Origin of the sequence: Mycobacterium sp. NBC_00419, assembly GCF_036023875.1 — a bacterium.
In the GTDB taxonomy this organism is placed as follows: Bacteria; Actinomycetota; Actinomycetes; order Mycobacteriales; family Mycobacteriaceae; genus Mycobacterium.
Genome location: NZ_CP107931.1, coordinates 1,691,044 through 1,710,331 on the forward strand (window position 1 = coordinate 1,691,044; position 19,288 = coordinate 1,710,331).

At 66.5% G+C, this 19,288-nt stretch carries 21 protein-coding genes; 15 read left to right on the forward strand and 6 right to left on the reverse strand.

The window, feature by feature from the left end; translation table 11 throughout:
- Positions 1-61 precede the first annotated feature (61 nt).
- Positions 62-394: a YnfA family protein gene (locus OG976_RS07760; protein WP_328360143.1), complete on the forward strand. Its 333-nt coding sequence runs from the start codon at positions 62-64 to the stop codon at positions 392-394.
- A gap of 47 nt (positions 395-441) precedes the next feature.
- Here the strand turns inward: OG976_RS07760 and mbp1 are convergent, their stop codons facing one another.
- A complete protein-coding gene (mbp1, locus tag OG976_RS07765; RefSeq protein WP_328360145.1) occupies positions 442-678 on the reverse strand; it encodes a microaggregate-binding protein 1 in 237 nt (78 codons plus the stop codon).
- A gap of 178 nt (positions 679-856) precedes the next feature.
- Here mbp1 and OG976_RS07770 point away from each other — a divergent pair, with 178 nt between their 5' ends.
- Positions 857-1,180: a hypothetical protein gene (locus OG976_RS07770; protein WP_328360148.1), complete on the forward strand. Its 324-nt coding sequence runs from the start codon at positions 857-859 to the stop codon at positions 1,178-1,180.
- 57 nt (positions 1,181-1,237) lie between these two features.
- On the opposite strand, the gene OG976_RS07775 is transcribed toward OG976_RS07770, so the two are convergent.
- The gene (locus OG976_RS07775) at positions 1,238-2,317 is read right to left on the reverse strand and encodes a YncE family protein (protein WP_328360151.1); all 1,080 of its coding nucleotides are present in this window, start codon (positions 2,315-2,317) and stop codon (positions 1,238-1,240) included.
- Between the two features lie 684 nt (positions 2,318-3,001).
- Complete coding sequence (gene sodC / locus OG976_RS07780) at positions 3,002-3,649, reverse strand: superoxide dismutase[Cu-Zn] (protein ID WP_328360154.1); 648 nt, start codon at positions 3,647-3,649, stop codon at positions 3,002-3,004.
- Between the two features lie 42 nt (positions 3,650-3,691).
- Here sodC and OG976_RS07785 point away from each other — a divergent pair, with 42 nt between their 5' ends.
- The 5 genes from OG976_RS07785 to OG976_RS07805 all read left to right on the forward strand — a co-directional run bounded on the left by OG976_RS07785 (position 3,692) and on the right by OG976_RS07805 (position 8,387).
- Entirely contained in the window at positions 3,692-3,832 is a 141-nt protein-coding gene (locus OG976_RS07785) for a hypothetical protein (RefSeq protein ID WP_328360157.1), read from the forward strand.
- Positions 3,833-4,040: 208 nt separating this feature from the next.
- Positions 4,041-5,249 (forward strand): alkane 1-monooxygenase, encoded by a 1,209-nt coding sequence (locus OG976_RS07790; protein ID WP_328360160.1) that lies wholly within the window; start codon positions 4,041-4,043, stop codon positions 5,247-5,249.
- 4 nt (positions 5,250-5,253) lie between these two features.
- The gene (locus tag OG976_RS07795; protein WP_328360163.1) at positions 5,254-5,967 is read left to right on the forward strand and encodes a DUF3060 domain-containing protein; all 714 of its coding nucleotides are present in this window, start codon (positions 5,254-5,256) and stop codon (positions 5,965-5,967) included.
- Positions 5,968-6,138: 171 nt separating this feature from the next.
- Complete coding sequence (locus OG976_RS07800) at positions 6,139-7,617, forward strand: amino acid ABC transporter substrate-binding protein/permease (RefSeq protein WP_328360165.1); 1,479 nt, start codon at positions 6,139-6,141, stop codon at positions 7,615-7,617.
- A complete protein-coding gene (locus tag OG976_RS07805; RefSeq protein ID WP_328360168.1) occupies positions 7,614-8,387 on the forward strand; it encodes an amino acid ABC transporter ATP-binding protein in 774 nt (257 codons plus the stop codon). Before OG976_RS07800 ends, OG976_RS07805 begins: the two co-directional genes overlap by 4 nt.
- Here the strand turns inward: OG976_RS07805 and OG976_RS07810 are convergent.
- The gene (locus OG976_RS07810) at positions 8,384-9,835 is read right to left on the reverse strand and encodes an alpha-L-fucosidase (RefSeq protein WP_328360171.1); all 1,452 of its coding nucleotides are present in this window, start codon (positions 9,833-9,835) and stop codon (positions 8,384-8,386) included. The two genes, OG976_RS07805 and OG976_RS07810, sit on opposite strands and share 4 nt — an antisense overlap.
- Before the next feature lie 97 nt (positions 9,836-9,932).
- Here OG976_RS07810 and OG976_RS07815 point away from each other — a divergent pair, with 97 nt between their 5' ends.
- Together OG976_RS07815 and OG976_RS07820 are read left to right on the forward strand one after the other, a co-directional pair.
- The gene (locus tag OG976_RS07815; protein ID WP_328360174.1) at positions 9,933-10,376 is read left to right on the forward strand and encodes a MarR family winged helix-turn-helix transcriptional regulator; all 444 of its coding nucleotides are present in this window, start codon (positions 9,933-9,935) and stop codon (positions 10,374-10,376) included.
- A 1-nt stretch (position 10,377) separates the two neighbouring features.
- The gene (locus tag OG976_RS07820; protein WP_328360177.1) at positions 10,378-10,800 is read left to right on the forward strand and encodes an organic hydroperoxide resistance protein; all 423 of its coding nucleotides are present in this window, start codon (positions 10,378-10,380) and stop codon (positions 10,798-10,800) included.
- A 5-nt stretch (positions 10,801-10,805) separates the two neighbouring features.
- On the opposite strand, the gene OG976_RS07825 is transcribed toward OG976_RS07820, so the two are convergent.
- Entirely contained in the window at positions 10,806-11,171 is a 366-nt protein-coding gene (locus OG976_RS07825) for a hypothetical protein (protein ID WP_328360180.1), read from the reverse strand.
- An 89-nt stretch (positions 11,172-11,260) separates the two neighbouring features.
- Positions 11,261-13,156 (reverse strand): glycoside hydrolase family 2 protein, encoded by a 1,896-nt coding sequence (locus OG976_RS07830; RefSeq protein WP_328360183.1) that lies wholly within the window; start codon positions 13,154-13,156, stop codon positions 11,261-11,263.
- A 167-nt stretch (positions 13,157-13,323) separates the two neighbouring features.
- On the opposite strand from OG976_RS07830, the gene OG976_RS07835 reads away from it, so the two are divergent.
- The 6 genes from OG976_RS07835 to OG976_RS07860 all read left to right on the forward strand — a co-directional run bounded on the left by OG976_RS07835 (position 13,324) and on the right by OG976_RS07860 (position 19,180).
- Positions 13,324-14,328 carry a CobW family GTP-binding protein gene (locus tag OG976_RS07835; protein WP_328360186.1) on the forward strand — a complete coding sequence of 335 codons (1,005 nt, stop codon included), beginning with the start codon at positions 13,324-13,326 and terminating at the stop codon, positions 14,326-14,328.
- A 46-nt stretch (positions 14,329-14,374) separates the two neighbouring features.
- On the forward strand, positions 14,375-15,871 hold the full coding sequence (zwf, locus tag OG976_RS07840; protein ID WP_328360188.1) for a glucose-6-phosphate dehydrogenase: 1,497 nt from the start codon (positions 14,375-14,377) through the stop codon (positions 15,869-15,871).
- 100 nt (positions 15,872-15,971) lie between these two features.
- Complete coding sequence (locus OG976_RS07845; protein ID WP_328360190.1) at positions 15,972-17,117, forward strand: GTP-binding protein; 1,146 nt, start codon at positions 15,972-15,974, stop codon at positions 17,115-17,117.
- Positions 17,118-17,166: 49 nt separating this feature from the next.
- Positions 17,167-17,508: a hypothetical protein gene (locus OG976_RS07850; RefSeq protein ID WP_328360193.1), complete on the forward strand. Its 342-nt coding sequence runs from the start codon at positions 17,167-17,169 to the stop codon at positions 17,506-17,508.
- Between the two features lie 31 nt (positions 17,509-17,539).
- Positions 17,540-18,358: an acyl-CoA thioesterase gene (locus OG976_RS07855; RefSeq protein ID WP_328360196.1), complete on the forward strand. Its 819-nt coding sequence runs from the start codon at positions 17,540-17,542 to the stop codon at positions 18,356-18,358.
- A 30-nt stretch (positions 18,359-18,388) separates the two neighbouring features.
- Entirely contained in the window at positions 18,389-19,180 is a 792-nt protein-coding gene (locus OG976_RS07860) for a bestrophin-like domain (RefSeq protein WP_328360198.1), read from the forward strand.
- The last annotated feature ends 108 nt before the right edge of the window (positions 19,181-19,288 follow it).

A 19,288-nucleotide genomic window follows, 5' to 3' on the forward strand; every position in this document is an offset into this window, starting at 1 on the left:
CAAGGCTAGTGGCGCGATTCGGCCGGCACCCCGGGATCCCCCGAGATGCGATGCTGACGTCATGACCGTCGCCAAGTCGATCCTGTTGTTCGTCGCCGCGGCGCTGCTCGAGATCGGGGGCGCCTGGCTGGTGTGGCAGGGGGTGCGCGAGCACCGCGGTTGGCTGTGGATGGGCTTCGGCGTCATCGCGCTGGGCGCCTACGGGTTCGTCGCCACCCTGCAACCGGACGCGAATTTCGGCCGGATCCTCGCCGCCTACGGCGGGGTGTTCGTGGCCGGGTCGCTGCTGTGGGGCATGGCCGCCGACGGCTTCCGGCCCGACCGCTGGGATGTCATGGGATCGGCAGTGTGCCTGGCCGGGGTCGGCCTGATCATGTACGCACCCCGGGGATGACAACGAGCCCGGCCATACTTCCGGCCGGGCCCGCTATCGCCACAGGTCTACTGGTGGGACTTCTGGCGCTGCTCTTCGGTTTTCGCTTCAGCGCGCGCCTTCTCCGCTTCGGCCTCTTTCGCTGCCGCGTCCCGCTGGGCGTCGGCCTTGTCCTGCTGGGCCTTGCCCTCTTCGGTCAGGTCGTCGCGGCCGGTGACCGTTCCCACGGCCTCCTTGGCCTTGCCCTTGACGTCTTCGACGACGCCCTTGATGCCCTCTTCGGGTCCACTGTTGTTGTCTGCCATAGGTTCCTCCTCGATTGTGAAGGATGTGCTGGATGAGGCGCCTGTGTCGTCGTTGACCGTCAACCGCCCATACCGTGTCTTCCCGGTGCGGGCGTCGCTAAACGGGCTGCAACATTTCGGTCCGCACTAGCGATACAGGAAGAGGATCATTGGGGGTCGTCAGAAGGAGGATGTGCGAATGCGCACAACATGGATGCTTGCCGCCATCGCGGCAGCAGGCGCAATCGTCGCCGGACCTGCGGCGGCCGCGTGGGCGGACGACACCTCGGCACAGCAGACCATCAGTCAACTGCAGCAGCAGGGCTACACCGTCAACATCGACCGGATCGGCACCGGGCCGATGTCACAGTGCGTGGTCACCAACGTCCGCAATCCGCAGACGGTGACGCAGTGGGTTCCCTACGTCGGGCCGACGATCGGCAGGGGCAACGCCAACGTGCTGGTGCCGGTGATCACCAGCCAGACAATCTCGGTGTCGCTGGACTGCACCGCCCGCAACTAGTGATGTCGGCGCGGTTGTCGTCGCCCAGCGACGACAACCGCGCCGAATTCGCTGAAATCAGGAGGCGAGCAGCGCCGCGTCCGTGGTGGCACCGACCTGCAGCGCGGTGATCGCGCCGGCGTAGTCGGCCGCATAGAGCCGGCCGTCCGGGCCGGAAGCCAGGCAAGCCAGCGCGCCGCCGACGGCGATGTGGTCGACGATCTCGTGCGTGACGGTGCACATCGCGGCGATCTCGTCGCGGTCGGCGAAGTAGGCCAGCTCACCGTTGTGTCCGAGCACCAGCGAGGTGGGGATTCCGTGCACGGCGACGGTATCGACCACCCGGCCCGCGGCCACGTCGATCACGTTGATGACACTGCCCAACTCGACGTCCCAACCGGTGGCGAAAACCATGCGCCCGTTGGGATGTGCAGCGATCTCGCCGATGGATCCGCCGAGGGCGACGGTGCGCAGCACCGAGCAACGTTTGGTGTCGACGACGACGAGGCTGCCGCCCGACACGGTGGTCAGGCCCACGAACAGGCGCGTGCCGTCGGCACTGAGGTGAAGAGCTTCGACCGACGCACCCCCGACGGCCGAGACAGCGACGGTGCGCAGCGCACCGGTCTCGACGTCGACGACGGCGACATCAGCCCGGTCGTCACCGATGCGGGCAACGTAGAGCACGTCGCCTGCCGGGCTGACGGCCAGACCGCGTGCGGCCATCTCGAGGTTCTTCGCGGCGAAGGGGACGGCCGTGGCGGTGTCGATCGCCACGATCGCGTCATCCTCGGTGGATGCCGAGGTGACGTAGGCGCGGTCGGCCACCACCACCGAGTACGGCTCGGTGACGCCGCGGACGGTGGCGGTCACCGACATGCTGGCGGTGTCGATGATCGACACCACGTCGGCGCCGTAGTGCGCGACGACCAGACGACGGCCATCGGGGCTGACCGCCATATCGCTCACCGGGCCGTTGGCGGCGGCGACGGTTCCGGCCGCGCTGACCATCGGGGCGGTGACGGGCTCGAGGAGAGCCTCGTCGAACAACGCGGGAAGCAGATCGCCGGAGGGTGCGCGCCGAATCGTCGGCAGCGACGACAGCCAGAGGGAATGCGCTGCGGCGACCCGCTCGGCCACTGCTGACGTGTTTGCCATGATCTCGTTCCTCCGACAGCCTCGTTCAGGCTGAATTTCGTAGTGAGCGTGCGTATGACGCCAGGCGGCGTCGGCTTGTGATCAGTCTACCGAGATTGTTAACCCAGAATTTCCTTTACTTCGTTCCCAATTCACACCCGTCGCGATGGTCTCAGGTGCCGTTAAGCCAGCGATCGTTATCGATTTGTTGTAAAGCGTGAATTATCTTCAGAAATTGCTTCTGATCAGCACTGATATTCCGGGCAATTCATTCACCGGTGGCCATCGACTAAGTCGCCAGCTAAGAAATTCTCACCGGCCTTCGGGCAAAAGTTGCCAACATCACAATGCCTCAGTGGTGTCTAAATTCTTAAGGGAAGTCCTTAATAATTGCGACCGTTTCGGGGTGCGCTACGCCACAATGGCCGCGAACGCGCCGGCGGAAATACCGGAAGTTCGCTGCTCGCGAGGGTTGACGCGCAGGGCTTGACACTTCGCTAGTGGCGCAGATCACAGTGCCTGCTCGACGGTCTCCCGGCTGCGGACGGGATCGCCGCCCAGGACGCACCCGGGCTTCGGTGTAGTCGACGGTAACGCCGTCAGCGGCCCGGCGCTGCGCAGGCCGGAACTCCGGTAGCTGACCCATCGCCACGCGCCCGTGGCGGTTCGCCGGGCGAGATCTCTGCGGTGGTACCGGAGTGCGGCTCAGCTCCCAGCGGGGCTGATCACCGCGCACGCCACCCGCTTGCCGGCGTCACCGGTGGCCATCGTCTGCTCGTCGGGGCCGGGCTTGCCGTCGACGGTGTAGCGCGGCGGGATGTTGGCGAAGTTGTCCGCACCCTCGTGGATGATCAGGGCCGTGCCCTGCGGGCCGGTCAGATCAGCCTTGGTGAAGGCCTCAGTGGTGGTGGTCAGCTTGGCCGAACCGTCGGGGCGAACCTGAAGCGAGGTCAGGTCGCCGCTGGCCGGGTGACTGGTGTGGCCACTGACCTGGAAGTGCCCGCCCGCCGAGAGGAAGTTGCCCGGCTCGCCGCCGCTCGGTGCCACCGAGTTCGGCTCGCACTTGCCCACCGAGTGGATGTGCAGTCCGTGGAAGCCGGGTGCCAGGATGCCGCCTGCGACGGTCTCCACCGTGACCGTGGCGAAGCCGTCGGCGAAGTCGAAGGTGGCCTTGGCCACCGGCTTGCCGTCCGGCGTCTTCAGTTCGGTCACAATGCTGTCCGCGCCTGCCGCCGCCGTACCGGAGGTGGTCGACGAACTCCCCTGGTTGGTGGACTCATTCGACGAGCAGGCGGTCACGAACGCGATGGGGAGGAGTAACGCGGCAGCGCCGACGCGCATAGGTGTCAACATCTGCCGAGCCTACCCGCGGCGGCACGGCCACAAACTGGGAAAATGCCGTCAACCACGCCCCGACGGTGCAGCGAAGACCGCGGCGACACCGGCGACGATGTTGAGCACCAGGATGGTGAGGATCGGGCCGACCACCGCGGCGTTCTGGGCGACGGCCCCGAGCGCCGCACCCAGGACGACTAGGCAAACTTTCGAAAAGCTATGCCTGGTCGGCCCCGGCCGCGGGTGGGTTGGCTGAGCTGGGTGGGCATTTCGTTGCTCACGGCAGAGAAAGCAACACGACGCCCACCTGCCCGGCGCACGTCCGGTGTGACGAACCTGTCGCCGACACGCGGCGGTGGCAATTCACCGATCGTTTGCGGTCTTGGTCTCGAAACGGTAAACACTCATCATGGCCTCACCGGCGTCCTCTTCTGCCGCGGTGGTCCCCCATTGGCGAGATCGCAAGCGTTACCTGTGGCTGTTCAGCACGATCATGCCCGGGATGGTCGGCCTGTCCTGGCTGTGCGTGTACTTCATCGGCACCCCGGCCTTCTGGTGGTTGGGCCTGGTACTGGTGTTCGCGATCGGCCCGGTGATCGATTACCTCGGCGGCTCCGACAGCGAGGGGCCGTCCGACGGCGCGCTGCTGTCGCTGGAGAAAGATCGGTTCTACCGCTGGGCGACGTATCTCTATCTGCCCTGCCAATATCTGTCGCTGGCGTTCGCGTGCTGGCTGTGGGCGGGCGGCGGCTGGCTGTCGATGAGTTGGGCGGACAAGCTGGGACTGATGCTGGCGGTCGGCATCGTCGGCGGGTGCGCCATCAACGTCGCCCACGAGATCGGGCACACCAGCGAGCGCACTGAGAAGCGGCTGAGCAAGATCGCGCTCGCGCAATGCTGGTACGGCCACTTCCCCGTCGAGCACAACCACGGCCATCACGTGCGGGTCGCGACTCCCGAGGATCCGACCAGTTCGTGGTTCGGCGAAAGCTTCTACCGGTTCCTGCCCCGGTCGGTGCTCGGCCGAGTGCAGACGGCATGGCGGCTGGAGGCCAAGCGGCTGGCCCGCCGCGGCCAATCGCGGTGGTCCTGGCACAACGAGGTGCTGAGCGCCTGGCCGATGAGCGCGGTGCTCTATGCGGGCTTGGCAGTCTGGTTCGGACCCGTCGTGCTGCCGTGGCTGATCGGTCAGGCCGTGGTGGGGATCTGCCTGCTCGAAATGGTCAACTACATGGAGCATTACGGTCTGCGCAGGCAGAAGCTGGCCGACGGCCGCTACGAACGGGTGCGGCCCGCGCACAGCTGGAACAGCAACAGCGTGCTGTCCAACGTCTTCCTGTTCCACCTGCCGCGGCACTCCGACCACCACGCCAACCCGATGCGCCCCTACCAGGCACTGCGCCACTTCGACGAGGCGCCGGAACTGCCCGCGGGTTACGCGGCGATGCTCCCGCTGACGCTGGTGCCGCCGCTGTGGCGGCGGGTGATGGACCACCGCGTGATCGCGCACTACGGCGGTGACATCCGCCTGGCGGCTTTGCCGCCGAATCATCCCCTGATGGCTCACAATGAGGCCTCAGAGGAGCGGCAGCTGGCCGCTCACGCGCTCGACAGTTGAGGCCATGAACCCAGAGGACGATCCCGAGAAGCGGATTCAGGAACTCGAGCGCCCGTCGACCGGTGGGCCGGGCCCGGTCGAACTGGGCACCACGCCGATGGGTCAACAGCCTCCCGCCTGGGCTCCCCCGCCGATGCCACCGCCCCCGCCGCCGGGGTACTACGGCCCACCGATCCCGACACCGCCCGTTCAGCCGCCGTCGTCGGCCGGTATGAAGGTGGGCTGGATTGTGTTGGGGCTGTTGGTGGTTGGGCTGCTGATCGGCGGTGGCGTCATCGCCATGACCTCGCTGTTCGCGACCAAGACCGTCACGTCGACGCCCACGACACCGCGTATCTCCGGGGGTGGCGGCCCGTTCAGCCCGACCACCCGGCCCGAAAACCCCACTCTGACCGCCCGGCCCGTCGAGCCGGTAACGCCCACCACCGCCGGCACGGTCGAGACCGCGGCGCCCGGGGAAACCGTCACCATCTCCGGTATCGAGGAGAACAAGGCCATCGCGTGCAATGACAACCCGGTCACCATCAGCGGGGTGGAGAACACCGTGGAGATCACCGGGCACTGCACGCGGGTGGAAGTGTCCGGGATGAACAACACCGTGACGGTCGAGTCGACGGATGTCATCAGCGCATCCGGGATCGAGAACAAGGTCACCTATCGCACCGGCTCGCCCACCGTGGACAAGTCCGGCCTCGACAACGTCGTCGAACAGGGCTGAAAAGCACTGGCGGCCAGGACTATCTGGCGCCCCAGGCGGGACGACCTCGACGAGGCGACCACCTTTATTGACGCTTCCGTAGAACTTCAGTGTTGCCGTTACACAGCAGGACTTCCCAGCGGCTACTAGCGTGAACCGCGCCGAAACACGCAGACACAGGGAGGCCAACATATGGGAGCCGACACGTTACGGCGGGGTCTGAGCCGATGTAGAACAAGACGGGCCCACGCCATCACCGCACTGGCGGCAGTCCTGTTCGTCACCCTGTTCGGCAGCGCACTGCTAGCGCCGGGCAAAGCCTCGGCCGACGGCGAGACGTATCTGGTCGCCACCGACACCACCTTCGCCCCCTTCGAATTCCAGGACAAGCAGGGCAAATTCGTCGGAATCGACATGGATTTGATCCGCGCCATCGCCGAGGATCAGAAGTTCACGGTCGATATCAAACCCCTGGGTTTCGACGCCGCACTGCAAGCCGTCCAGGCCAATCAGGTCGACGGCGTCATCGCCGGCATGTCCATCACCGACAAGCGCAAGCAGGTCTTCGACTTCTCCGAGCCGTACTTCGAGTCCGGCATCCAGATGGCGGTGCTCAAGACCAACGACAACATCAAGTCCTACGACGATCTGCGCGGCAAGAAGGTGGCGGTCAAGAACGGCACCCAAGGTGCCACCTTCGCCAACTCCATCAAGGACAAGTACGGCTTCGAGGTCGTCTCGTTCGCGGACTCCTCGTCGATGTTCGACGAGGTGAAGACCGGCAACTCGCAGGCGGTCTTCGAGGACTATCCGGTGTTGTTGTACAACATCGCGCAGGGCAGCGGGTTCAAGACCGTGGGGCCCAAGCAGGACCCCACCGGTTACGGGTTCGCCGTGAACAAGGGACGCAACGCCGACCTGCTCAAGAAGTTCAACGCCGGCCTGGACAACCTCAAGAAGTCCGGCCGCTACGACGAGATCGTCAACACCTACCTCGGCGAGAAGGCCAACACCGACGACACCTCGTACCTCGGCCTGATCAAGAGCACCTACCCCTTGCTCCTGCAGGGGCTGAAGATGACGGTCATCCTGACGGTCGTCTCGATCGCGATCGCCCTGGTGCTCGGCATCATCTTCGGCCTGTTCCGGGTGTCGCGGTCGATCTGGCTGCGCGCGATCGGCACCACGTTCGTCGACATCTTCCGCGGCACACCTCTGCTGGTGCAGGCGTTCTTCATCTACTTCGGCATTCCCTCAGCGCTGGGCTTCCAGATGAGTGCGCTGACGGCGGGCATCATCACCCTGTCGCTCAACGCCGGTGCCTATATGACCGAGATCGTGCGCGGCGGTATCCAGTCCGTTGACAAGGGGCAGATGGAGGCCGCCCGTAGCCTCGGCATCGGCTATCTGCCGACGATGCGGAAAGTGATTCTGCCACAAGCGATCCGGACGATGATTCCGTCCTACATCAACCAGTTCGTGATCACCTTGAAGGACACCTCGATCCTGTCGGTGATCGGTATCGCCGAGCTGACCCAGACCGGGCGGATCATCATCGCGGGCAACTACAAGTCGTTTGAGATGTGGCTGATCATCGGCATCATCTACTTCATCGTCATCATGGCGTTGACCAAGCTCTCGGATCGCCTCGAGAAAAGGATCGTGAAATGAGCGAACTCGTCCCCGAGGCCGCGGCCGCCGAGCCGGCCGGCACCGTCAAGATTCAGATCGAGAACCTCAAGAAGGCATTCGGTGAGCTGGTGGTGCTCGACGGCATCACCACCGACATCAAGGCGGGCGAGGTGGTGTGCGTCATCGGGCCGTCGGGCTCGGGCAAGTCGACGTTCCTGCGCTGCCTGAACAAGCTGGAGGACATCACCGCGGGCACGGTGCGGGTCGACCAGTTCGACCTCACCGACTCCAAGGTCGATCTGGACAAGGTACGTCAGCACATCGGCATGGTGTTCCAGCACTTCAACCTGTTCCCGCACATGACGGTGCTACAGAACGTCACCCTGGCACCGCTGTTGACCAAGAAGATGGACAAGGCCGCCGCCGAGAAGAAGGCGATGGAGCTGCTCGGTCAGGTCGGGCTGGCCGAGAAGGCAGGCGTCAAGCCGGCCACCCTGTCCGGCGGGCAGAAGCAGCGCGTGGCGATCGCCCGCGCGTTGGCGATGGACCCGTCCATCATGTTGTTCGACGAGGCCACCAGCGCGCTGGACCCGGAGATGGTCGGTGACGTGCTGGAGGTGTTGCGCCAGCTGGCCCAGGGCGGCATGACAATGGTGGTGGTCACCCACGAGATGGGCTTCGCCCGTGAGGTCGCCTCCCGGGTGCTCTTCATGGCCGACGGCAACATCGTTGAGGACGACACCCCCGACGAGGTCTTCGGCAACCCGAAAAGCGAGCGGCTGCAGGAGTTCCTGTCCAAGGTGCTCTAGAGCGGGCGCGCCCCGTGGCCGAGGTTCAGCACGTAGGCCGGTGACACCGGCAGCCGTTGCGGCAGCCGCACTCGCAGCATGCCGTGGGTCGTCGTCGCCTCGATCGGCTCGTCGAGACCCAGCATCCGCGCCTCGGTGGCCTCGATGCCGCGGATCCCGAATTCGCGTGCGGACACGTCAAGCAGGATCGCGTACACCGACCCGTCGCGCTGGGTGAACCGCACCTCGCCGCCCTCGGTGGTGGTGGTCTGCGCGAGATGCCACGGCCGGCTGCCGAAGATGGCCTCTCCGTTGATGGTCAGCCACTGCCCCAGCCCGCGCAGGGGTGCGAGTTGCTCCTCGGGGAACCTGCCGTCCTGGTCGGGCCCGATGCCGATCAGCAGGTTGCCGTTCTTCGCGACGATGTCGGTGAACGAGCGGACCAGCTCGGTGGCCGTGACGATGTCCTCGGGACGCTCATTGCGGTTGGCCCCGAACGAATGCCCGACACCGCGGGTGGACTCCCACTTCTTGGCCTGGATCGTGTCGAACTGCGCGTACTCGGGGGTGCGGATGTCGTAGTGATGGCTCGCCGGGAAGGTCAGCGACTTGCGCTCCTCCGGAATGATCGACCAGAACCGTTGCACCAGAGAGCCTCCGATGCGGGCGAGCCTGTCGGAGACGGCGCCGCGGTGGGCGGGCGGCTCGATCCAGCGGTCGTTGATCACCCCGTCGGGCACCGCGGTGTAGTACTCGGCGAACAGCGCGGCGAGGTCGCCGCCGGCGGGCCAGCCGATGTCGTTCCACAGCACCGACGGCTGGTAGCGGTCGATGAGATCACGCACGTGCGCGGTGGCGTAGCGCACGTAGTCGGGGGTGTGCGGGATGGCCAGGAAGCTGTCGGCGGGGTTGGCCAGCAGCGCGTCGTTATACGGCCAGTCGTAGCCGCCCGAGTAGTACAGCCCCATCCGCATGCCGGCCGCGAGCACGGCCGCGCGCAGGTCGCCGACGATGTCGCGCTTGGCGTGGTAGTGGCCCTTGCGGGGATGCACCAGTTCGGTAGGCCACAGGCAGAAGCCGTCGTGGTGCTTGGTGGTGAGCACCACGTAGCGCGCGCCGGCGTCGCGGCAGGTCGCGGCGATAGCTGCCATGTCAGCGGTGGCGGTGCCCTCGTCGAAGACCGGGACGAAGTCGTCGTAGTCGGCGGCCGGTCCGTAGATGTCGCGCTGGTGATACCAGGTGGGGCTGCCCTCGATCCGGCTGGTGTTGAGATACCACTCGGCATAGGGGTTGTCCCGCAACATCTCTGCGGGCCCGCTGTCCTTGAGCAGCTGCTGGATGTCGGGGACCTGTGGCGCCCATCCGGGTACCGAGTACAAGCCCCAGTGCAGGAAGACACCGAGTTTGGCGTCGTCATACCAGTCCGGGAGCGGATGCGAGCCGACGGACTCCCAGGTCGCTGCGTACATGCGCCGAAGGCTACGCCGCGCCCGACGCCGTCGGCGACGATTGCCAATCCGACACATTACATTGTGCACAACTGAATTGTGTCCTATAGTTATCGGCGTGACCGCTCCACGCCTCGACGATCAACTGTGCTTCGCGCTGTATTCGGCGTCTCGCGCGGTGACAGCGGCTTACCGGCCGCTGCTGGCTGAGCTCAACCTCACCTATCCGCAGTACCTGGTTCTGCTGGTGCTGTGGGAGGAGGGCCACGCCAACGTCAGCCGGCTGTGCGAACGGCTACACCTCGATTCGGGCACCCTCTCGCCGTTACTCAAACGGCTGGAGTCCATCGGATACCTCACCCGGCAACGGTCCGCCGAGGACGAGCGTCGTGTCGACGTCGTGCTGACGCCGGCCGGAAAGCGGCTGCGGCACAAGGCGGCCTGCATACCCGAGCGGCTGATGGCGGCCTCCGATATGAGCCCCGACGAGATTGTCGCGCTCCGCGACGCAGTGCTGCGCCTGTCCGAGGCAGTGCTTTCCAATGAATCAGAAGGGATATGACGTGAAGGTTCTCTACACCGCTGAAGCGCTGGCCACCGGCGAAGGCCGCGATGGACACGGCCGCACCTCCGACGGCAAGGTCGATGTCGCTCTGAGCATCCCGAAGGAAATGGGCGGTTCCGGGGTGGGCACCAACCCCGAGCAGCTGTTCGCCGTCGGCTACGCCGCCTGCTACCACTCTGCCCTGCGCCTGGTTGCCCGCCAGGAGAAGGCCGACGTCTCGGATTCCTCAGTCGGAGCTCGGGTTTCGCTCGGCGCCAATGACGCGGGCGGCTTCACGCTGGCCGTCGAGCTCGAGATCACCCTGCCGAATGTCGACCACGAGACCGCGGTGGCACTCGCCGAGAAGGCTCACCAGGTGTGCCCGTACTCCAATGCCACCCGCGGCAACATCGACGTCGCGCTGACCGTCACCGACGACTGAGGCGGTTACTGCGCGTAGTAGTCGTTGCCCCGTGAGAATTCGATGAAGGTGCAGGCCTGATTGCCGACGCTCCAGGCGTCATGCCCCGGCGGCAACAGCATGACGTCCCCGGCGGCGAAGACCTCCTCGGAGCCGTCGGCCATCCGGACCGCGAGGGCGCCGCTGGTCACCACGGCAACATGGGGCAGCTCGCACAATTCGGTGCCGGCATAGTCCTTGAGATCGTTGGACCAGCGCGCGCCCTCGTGGAACGTCACCTCGGTGACCGACACGCCGTCGAGCTCGGCCGTCCGCTTCGAGATGAGTCCGTGCACATCGGACTCGATATCGGTGAGTCGGGCCTTCTGCATGACGGGGCTATAGCTGGACATCGCGCGTCTCCTCGGTTCGGGGTCGACCATTGGACCCCAAACCGGCAGGCGGCACCAGATATCGGATCAGGGTGATCTGATCCGGCTGGTCAGCGCCGGACGTCAGGCCGTGCGGTGACCGGGGTTCCGGCGGCGATCACCGCCCGATTACGTTCGGCGACAACCGGTATCGGCATCTTGACCACCCATCGGTCGTAACTCAGCAAGCCGTTGACCTCGTTCTCAACGTCGGTGGTCTGGGTGTAGATGGCACCGGAGAGCCCGCCACGGCGGACCTCCGCCTCCAGCGCCCGGCTGAGTTCGACGTAGCGGTCCGTCAGGCTCTCGGGTCGCCGCGCCATCTCGTAGGACTCGGGCCGTCCCGGCCACCGATTGCGGTCGAGGGCCAGACCCAGGCCGCCGTACTCGCCGTCGACGCGCACCCGGTGATCTCCGGGCACCGTCGTGCGCCCGGGCCCGACGTAGGTGTGGTCGTCGTAGATGTCACCGGCCCGGCTGTCGCGCCGGGATTTGCAGCAGTTGACTCCGCTGTTGGCGTCGACCATGCGAGTCGGGTCGGCCGCCTTGACCAGGTTGGCGATCCTGGCGGTGTCGAACTCGCCCCAGCCCTCGTTGAACGGCACCCAGCCGACGATCGACGTCACGCTGCGCAACTGGTCGACCATCGCCAGCAGTTCGCGCTCGAAGTTCACCTTCGCGGCGCGCGACGGGTCCGGTGCGGGACCGACCGGGATATCCAGCGAGACGTCCAGCGATGGCATGTCCTGCCACACCAGCAATCCCAGCGTGTCAGCCCAGTAGTACCAGCGCGCCGGCTCGACCTTGGCGTGCTTGCGCACGAAGTTCATGCCGAAGTCCTTGATGCGCTGCAGGTCCGACTTCAGCGCCTCGTCGGTGGGTGCGGTGTAGATGCCGTCGGGCCAGTAACCCTGGTCCAGCGGACCGTGCAGGAAGGTGATGGCGCCGTTGAGCACGATCCGCGGCCGGCCCTTGGCGTCCCGCACGGTCCCGATGGTGCGCAGGCCGGCATAGCTGGACACCGCATCGAGCACCTTGCCCGCCGGACTCACCAGCGCGACCGTCAGGCTGTAGAGGTAAGGGTCGTCGGGGGTCCACAGCCGCGGTGCCGGTACCGCGACGCGAAGTGGCCGCCCCGCTGGTGCGGACGCGGTCGCCACCACCCGCCCGCCGCGTTCGGACACCATCGCCACCGAGCGTTCGTCGGTGGTCCCCGAGACCCGGGAGGTGACGGTCAGGCCGGTGAGGTCGGTGGTGATGTCGAGCTTGTCGATGTGGGCGGCGCGCACCGGCTCCAGCCACGCCGTCTGCCAGATGCCCGAGGCGCCGGTATAGAACAGGCCCTTGGGCTTGGTGCGCTGTTTGCCGACCGGAAACGGGTTGGCTTCGTTGCGATCCTGGGCACGCACCACGATCTCGTGCGAGCCGGTGCGCTGCAGCGCGCGGGTGATGTCGGCGCTGAACTCGGTGTAGCCGCCCTCGTGGTGGGCCACCTGCTGACCGTTGACCCACACCGTGGCGATCTGGTCGACGGCACCGAAGTGCAGCAGCACGTGGCGGCCCCGCCAACTGGTGGGCAGCGTGAACACCTTGCGGTACCACATCTCGTCGTCGTGGCGGGCGATGCCGGACAGCGCCGACTCCGGCGGATAGGGCACCAGGATCTGCTCGCGGTATGCGCCCGGCGGCGGTGGCGCCGGCAGTGCGGCGCGCGCCGACCGCCCGGTGTAACCCCACACTCCGTTGAGGTTGAGCCACGCGCTTCGTGCCATCTGCGGTCGCGGATAGTCAGGCAGCGCGTTGTCGGGCCCGACGAGTTTCGTCCACGGAGTGGGCAGCAGGACGGGCTTGGGGTGGAACATCACCGCCGCGTTCGCCGGTGCAGACCCGGTCACGACGACCGCGAGCACCACCACCGCCACGGCCGCGACACGGCCGATCCAGGACAGCACGACGCCACCGGGCATGACTGCTTCCCCCACACTGAAGAACCGTGCGGAGCACCCCCACCGCCACCGGATCGGATTGTCGTTGGGACTGTAGCCCCCGTCGGACCTGATTTTCACAGATTGCGAAATATGGCTTCGCACAGTGGCTTTTCGGCGTCTCCCGGTCGCGCGTTACTCTCGCGGGCATGGCGATTCCGGTCATCGCGCTCACCGGCTATCTCGGCGCGGGCAAGACGACACTACTGAACCACGTGCTGTCCACCCCGCGTGCCCGGGTCGGTGTCGTGATCAACGACTTCGGCGAGATCAACGTCGACGCGGCGTTGATCAGCGGTCAGATCGACGAACCCGCGTCAATCGCCGGCGGCTGCATCTGCTGCCTGCCCGAGGACGGCCAGCTCGATGCGGCACTGGCCCGGCTGGCCGACCCGAGGCTGCGGCTCGACGCGATCATCGTCGAGGCGAGCGGACTGGCCGACCCGGCGGCGCTGGCCCGCATCATCGGGTTCAGCGAGATCGGCGGTGTGCGCGACGGGGGTGTCGTCGACGTCGTGGACGCGGCACGGCACTTCGAGACCGTCGACTGCGGTGGCGCCGCCCCGGCCCGTTACGGCGCGGCGACGCTGGTGGTGGTGAACAAGCTCGACCAGCTTCCCGAGGACGAGCGCGCCGCGACGCTGCGGCGTATCGAAGACCGCGTGCGGGAACGCAACTCGCGAGTCCAGGTCGTCGGGGTCACCGGGGGCCGCATCGACCCCGCGCTGCTCTACGACGTCGCCGCCGCCACCGACGAGGGCGGTCAGCTGTCGTTCCGCGACGCATTCGTCGACGAACCGGTCCATCACCATGTGCACGCCGATGCGGTGACGGTGACCGCCGAGCTGCCGGTGGACGCCGAGCGGCTGCTCGACCTGCTCGAGAACCCGCCCGCCGGGGTGTACCGGATCAAGGGCCCGGTCGCGGTGCGGCAGCGTTCGGCGGTGCGCACCGTCGTCGTCAACGTCGTCGGACCCTCGGTGCACATCGCGCGCGGGGCCTCGTCGGGCGCCCGCACCGAACTGGTGGCGATCGGCATGCACCTCGACGTCGATGCCGTGCGCGCCCGGCTGATCGATGCGCTGGCGCCCGCCGCCGGGCCACCGTCGAGCGCTGCGGCGCGACGCCTGCAACGGCACCTGAGCGTGGGCTGATCCGCTAAGCCGTGCGGCGTTGCCGCGCAGGTGAAATCATCCGGTCGTGGACACAGACAAACCGCAGATCGCCTACCCCTCTCCCGGCTCGCGGCCCCGCCGCCGTGAGCAGGAGCCGCTGGCTCCGCATGTCATCGTTCTGTTCGGCGCCACCGGCGACCTGGCCAAGCGCAAGCTGCTGCCCGGTATGGCGTATCTGGTGAAGTCGGCGCTGGCGCCGTCGATCCAGGTGGTGGGGACCTCATTGGAGGACTTCTCCGTCGAGGAGTTCCGGGCGATCGCCCGCGAGGCCATCGACGACTTCGGCAGCCACAAGCTCAGCGACGACGAATGGGCGGAGTTCGCCAGCAGGGTGACCTACGTGCCGCAGAGCGCCGGGCCCGAGGCCCTGGCCGCCGCGGTGGCCAAGGCCGAAGAGTCACTGGGACCCAACGTCCGGCGGCTGCACTACCTCTCAGTGCCGCCCAAGGCCGCCCAGGCCGTCATCACCATGCTCAAGGAGGCCGACCTGGTCGCCCGCTCCCGGGTGGTCATGGAAAAGCCGTTCGGCACCGACCTGGCGAGCGCGATCGAACTCAACGACTTCGTCCACCGGACGTTCCGGGAGTCGCAGATCTTCCGCATCGACCACTTCCTGGGCAAGGAGGCCGCCCAGAACATCCTGGCGTTCCGGTTCGCCAACGGCCTGTTCGAGCCGATCTGGAACCGCAACTTCATCGACCACATCCAGATCGACATCCCCGAGAAGCTCGGCCTGGATCACCGCGCGAACTTCTACGAGAGCACCGGCGCCTACAAGGACATGGTGGTCACCCATCTGTTCCAGGTGATGGCATTCGTGGTGATGGAGCCGCCGACCGCGCTGGAGCCACGCGCGATCAGCGAGGAGAAGAACAAGGTATTCCGCTCCATGCTGCCCATCGACAACGCCAACGTGGTGCGCGGGCAGTACACCGGGTACCGCGAGGAGGACGGCGTGGCCCGTGACTCCGACACCGAGACGTTCATCGCGCTCAAGGTCGGGATCGACAACTGGCGCTGGGCCGGGGTGCCGATCTATCTGCGCACCGGCAAGCGGATGGCCGAGGGCCAGCGGATCATCTCGATCGCCTTCCGGGAGGCGCCACGCACGATGTTCCCGGCCGGCTCGGGCGTCGGGTCCCAGGGGCCAGACCATCTGACGTTCGACCTGGCCGACGCGTCGAAGGTCTCGCTGTCGTTCTACGGCAAGCGGCCCGGACCGGGGATGAAGCTGGAGAAGCTGTCGATGCAGTTCTCCACCCAGGAGACCGACTACTCCGACGACGTGCTGGAGGCCTACGAGCGGCTGATCCTGGACGCGATGCGCGGCGACCACACGCTGTTCACCACGGCCGAGGGCATCGAATCGCTGTGGGAGCGTTCGGCGGATCTGCTGGAGGATCCCCCCGCGGTGAAGATGTACGCCCAGGACACCTGGGGCCCCAACGCGATCCACCAGCTGATCGCACCCAATAGTTGGCGGCTGCCGTTCGAGCGGGTGTGGCGGGAGAAGAAGCAGTAGCCGACATGTAGGCCCTCGCCGGGCGTGCACCGACTGCGGCAGCACGCTCGGCGGCAAGGCCGGCTTGTGGGGCTTATTGAAAATGATTATCGTTATGCCTATGACTCAGGCGCTCCCCCACCGACCCCCCGTCACCGTGCTGTCCGGCTTCCTCGGAGCGGGCAAGACAACCCTGCTCAACCACATCCTGGCCAACCGGGAGGGGCGCAAGGTCGCCGTCATCGTCAACGACATGAGCGAGGTCAACATCGACGCCGCACTCGTCGCCGGGCAGGGCCACCTGGACCGCACCGAGGAGAAACTCGTCGAACTCACCAACGGCTGCATCTGCTGCACGCTGCGTGAGGACCTGATCACCTCGGTGCGAGAACTGGCCGAGCAGAACCGTTTTGACCAGATCGTCATCGAGTCGACGGGCATCTCCGAACCCATGCCGGTGGCCGCGACCTTCAGTTGGGAATTCGACGACGGCTTCAGCCTCGATCAGGTGGCCCGACTCGACACCCTGGTGACCGTGGTCGACGCCTCGACGTTCCTCACCGAAATCGCTCGCGGTGACGCACTTGCCGGCCGCGACATGGCCGCCGGGCAGGACGACGGCCGAAGCATCGCCGATCTCCTGATCGACCAGGTCGAGTTCGCCGACGTCATCCTGATCAACAAGACCGATCTGGTACCCGAGCAGACCTGTGGTGCCGTCGAGGCGATGGTGCGCAGGATGAATCCGTCGGCGACGATCTCGCGGACCGACCACGGCATAGTTACGCTCGCGACCGTGTTGGACACCGGCCGGTTCGACCCCATCGCAGCCGAGAACGCCCCGGGCTGGGAAGAGGAACTCGCCGCAGGCCACACTCCGGAGACCGAGGAGTACGGCATCAGCAGCACCACCTTTCGCGCCGAGCGGCCGTTCCATCCGCAGCGGTTGAGCGACGCGCTCGCCCAGCTTCGTAGAGTGTTGCGCAGCAAGGGATTCTGCTGGATCGCCAGCAGGCCGTCGATCGCCGCGATCTGGTCACAAGCCGGCCCCAACCTGGTAATCGAACCGGCGCAGTACTGGTCGGCCACCGAGCTGGAACCCGGTCAGGAGATCGTCTTCATCGGGGTGCGCCTGGACCACGACGAGGTGCACGCCCTGCTGGGATCGGCGTTGCTGACCGATGCCGAACTCAGCGCCGGTGAGGCGGCTTGGACGACCTACCCCGATCCCCTACCCGGCTGGGGCATCACCCACAGCCACCACTGACGCGATGGACTGCGACCATCTTGATGAGATGTGCTGCGGGACAGTCTCATTGACGGTACCCACGGTCGACGACGTCATCCAGGTCGGCATCAGCGGCACGACCGACACCGCGACGATCCTGGTGACCAGGACGCCGACCACACTGGAGGTCCGGCGAACCGACGGCGCACCGCTGCGAGCACAGATCCTCTACGACGAGCCGCCCATCCGCCGTGACGTCTTCGGCGAGCCGATACGCCGGCTCGTGGTGTCCCGGACCGGTGGTGACGGCTGGGGGCACTGGCGGTGCGACGTACTGCAGACCCGCGGGCATCGTGACGAGGTGAACCAGTTCGTGCGGACCGTCGCCTCATTCGCGGCCGCCAAACAACTGCGCGCGGCGCAGGTGTGAAACCCGCAGGGAATCTGGCACCATTTCGGCGGTGACGCGATCGTCCTATCCCGAGGTACTGGCCACGCTGTCGCTGCGCCGCGTTGACGAGGGGTCCTTCACCGGCGACCAGCTGGCCGCTCCGTTCAATCACATCCTGGGTGGCCACGTCGCGGCGCAGGCGTTGATCGCGGCGGCGCACACCGCCCCGGGACGCACCCCACACAGCATGCACGTCTATTTCCTGCGCGCCGGTGATGCGCGCAGGCCGGTGGACTTCGAGGTGGTCGAACTTCAGGAGGGCCGTACCTTCTCGGCACGCCGCGTCACCGCCCGCCAGGACGGCCGGGTGCTCCTGGAGACGATGACGTCCTTCACCGTGGTTGCCGACGCACCCGACGGTGTCGAGTACCAGCCGGCGATGCCGCAAGTTCCTGCGCCAGAGGGCTTGCCGGAGCCGGCTCCGCACTTCGCCGAGGGGTACGAGGGCGGCTGGGCCAGCCTGAAATGGTTCGACCGCAAGGTCGTCGACGCCGGGACGGAGGCACCCGCGAGGTCGCGGATCTGGTGGCGACCCCGCGGTGCGGTGCCCGACGATCCGGCGCTGATCGCCGCGATGGTGGTGTACTTGTCGGCGGTGACGCTGGCCGAGCCGGTCAATGTGCCGCGCGGCCAGGTCGGCGAGTCGGCCCAGCGGGGCCATTCGGTGTTGTTCCACCGTCCGGCCGATATGCAGGACTGGTTGCTCTACGACCAGTGGACGCCGAGCAGCACGGGTGCCCTGGCGTTGGCCAGCGGGCAGATGTTCAACCGCACGGGCGAGTTGGTGTGCACCGTCGAACAGGAGACGTACTTCCCGCCGTCGGGCTGACGCATTGCGCGGTGCCATAGGGTTGACCCGATGACCGGATGGATCGTCAGCCACACCCCGCCCGGGCTGTTGCTTGCCGCCTTGATCGTCCTGATCTCGGGCGGCGCGATTCTCCTCGCCGCGCTGGTGCGGCGCTGGTTTCCCACTCTGAGCGGCGACGAGCACAACGACGTCACCAAATTCACCTACGGCTTCATCGGCTTCATCTACGCGTTCTTCATCGGATTCGTGGTCTCCTCGATGTGGGGGCAGACCAATGCTGCCGACGCGAACGCCCGGGCCGAGGGCGCGGCTGCGGTCGAAATGGCAAGAAGCCTCGATGTTTTCGCGAAGGCCGACAGCGACCGCATCCACACCGGCCTGCTGAGGTACGAGCAGGCCGCCATCGCCGAGTGGGATGCGGGCACCGGGATCCGCTCACCGGAAGCCGACGCCGCCCTGGCGCAGTTGACCGCCGCCTACCGGCAGGCGGGCGCGTCAACCGACCCCCAGAAGGCCGTGCTGGCGTCATCGCTGACCAATCTGGACAAGGTCAGTCAGGCGCGCACGGTCCGACTGCTCACCGCGCGGGAGGACACCGGGCCGCCCTGGCCGCTGTGGGCGGTCATCTTCCTGACAAGCGCCTTGGTGGTCGGTACCGCCATCGTCTACGGGGTCGAGAAGCCGGGGATGCACTACCCAATGGTCGCGATCGTCGGGCTGGTCGTCGCGGCCAATCTGTTTCTCATCCTCGAGCTGTCCCATCCCTTCCTGGGCGGCATCGCGACAACGTCCGATCCGCTGTACGAGGTCGTGTCGGTACTCGGCCAGCCGGGTCGCTGAAGCCTGGTCCCAGCTCGCTGGCAGGGCATTCACAGCAACCAAGCTAGTGGATTTAATAAAACTGACCCATTTTGATAAAACAGACCCTTAGTACGCTTACTTCGAAGT

What these genes read in the sequence shown, in the direction of transcription:
- OG976_RS07760 (WP_328360143.1), top strand. Translation starts at nt 62, where the DNA reads ATGACCGTCGCCAAGTCGATCCTGTTGTTCGTCGCCGCGGCGCTGCTC.
- mbp1 (WP_328360145.1), bottom strand. Translation starts at nt 678, where the DNA reads ATGGCAGACAACAACAGTGGACCCGAAGAGGGCATCAAGGGCGTCGTC.
- OG976_RS07770 (WP_328360148.1), top strand. Translation starts at nt 857, where the DNA reads ATGCGCACAACATGGATGCTTGCCGCCATCGCGGCAGCAGGCGCAATC.
- OG976_RS07775 (WP_328360151.1), bottom strand. Translation starts at nt 2,317, where the DNA reads ATGGCAAACACGTCAGCAGTGGCCGAGCGGGTCGCCGCAGCGCATTCC.
- sodC (WP_328360154.1), bottom strand. Translation starts at nt 3,649, where the DNA reads ATGTTGACACCTATGCGCGTCGGCGCTGCCGCGTTACTCCTCCCCATC.
- OG976_RS07785 (WP_328360157.1), top strand. Translation starts at nt 3,692, where the DNA reads ATGCCGTCAACCACGCCCCGACGGTGCAGCGAAGACCGCGGCGACACC.
- OG976_RS07790 (WP_328360160.1), top strand. Translation starts at nt 4,041, where the DNA reads ATGGCCTCACCGGCGTCCTCTTCTGCCGCGGTGGTCCCCCATTGGCGA.
- OG976_RS07795 (WP_328360163.1), top strand. Translation starts at nt 5,254, where the DNA reads ATGAACCCAGAGGACGATCCCGAGAAGCGGATTCAGGAACTCGAGCGC.
- OG976_RS07800 (WP_328360165.1), top strand. Translation starts at nt 6,139, where the DNA reads ATGGGAGCCGACACGTTACGGCGGGGTCTGAGCCGATGTAGAACAAGA.
- OG976_RS07805 (WP_328360168.1), top strand. Translation starts at nt 7,614, where the DNA reads ATGAGCGAACTCGTCCCCGAGGCCGCGGCCGCCGAGCCGGCCGGCACC.
- OG976_RS07810 (WP_328360171.1), bottom strand. Translation starts at nt 9,835, where the DNA reads ATGTACGCAGCGACCTGGGAGTCCGTCGGCTCGCATCCGCTCCCGGAC.
- OG976_RS07825 (WP_328360180.1), bottom strand. Translation starts at nt 11,171, where the DNA reads ATGTCCAGCTATAGCCCCGTCATGCAGAAGGCCCGACTCACCGATATC.
- OG976_RS07830 (WP_328360183.1), bottom strand. Translation starts at nt 13,156, where the DNA reads ATGCCCGGTGGCGTCGTGCTGTCCTGGATCGGCCGTGTCGCGGCCGTG.
- OG976_RS07835 (WP_328360186.1), top strand. Translation starts at nt 13,324, where the DNA reads ATGGCGATTCCGGTCATCGCGCTCACCGGCTATCTCGGCGCGGGCAAG.
- OG976_RS07845 (WP_328360190.1), top strand. Translation starts at nt 15,972, where the DNA reads ATGACTCAGGCGCTCCCCCACCGACCCCCCGTCACCGTGCTGTCCGGC.
- OG976_RS07860 (WP_328360198.1), top strand. Translation starts at nt 18,389, where the DNA reads ATGACCGGATGGATCGTCAGCCACACCCCGCCCGGGCTGTTGCTTGCC.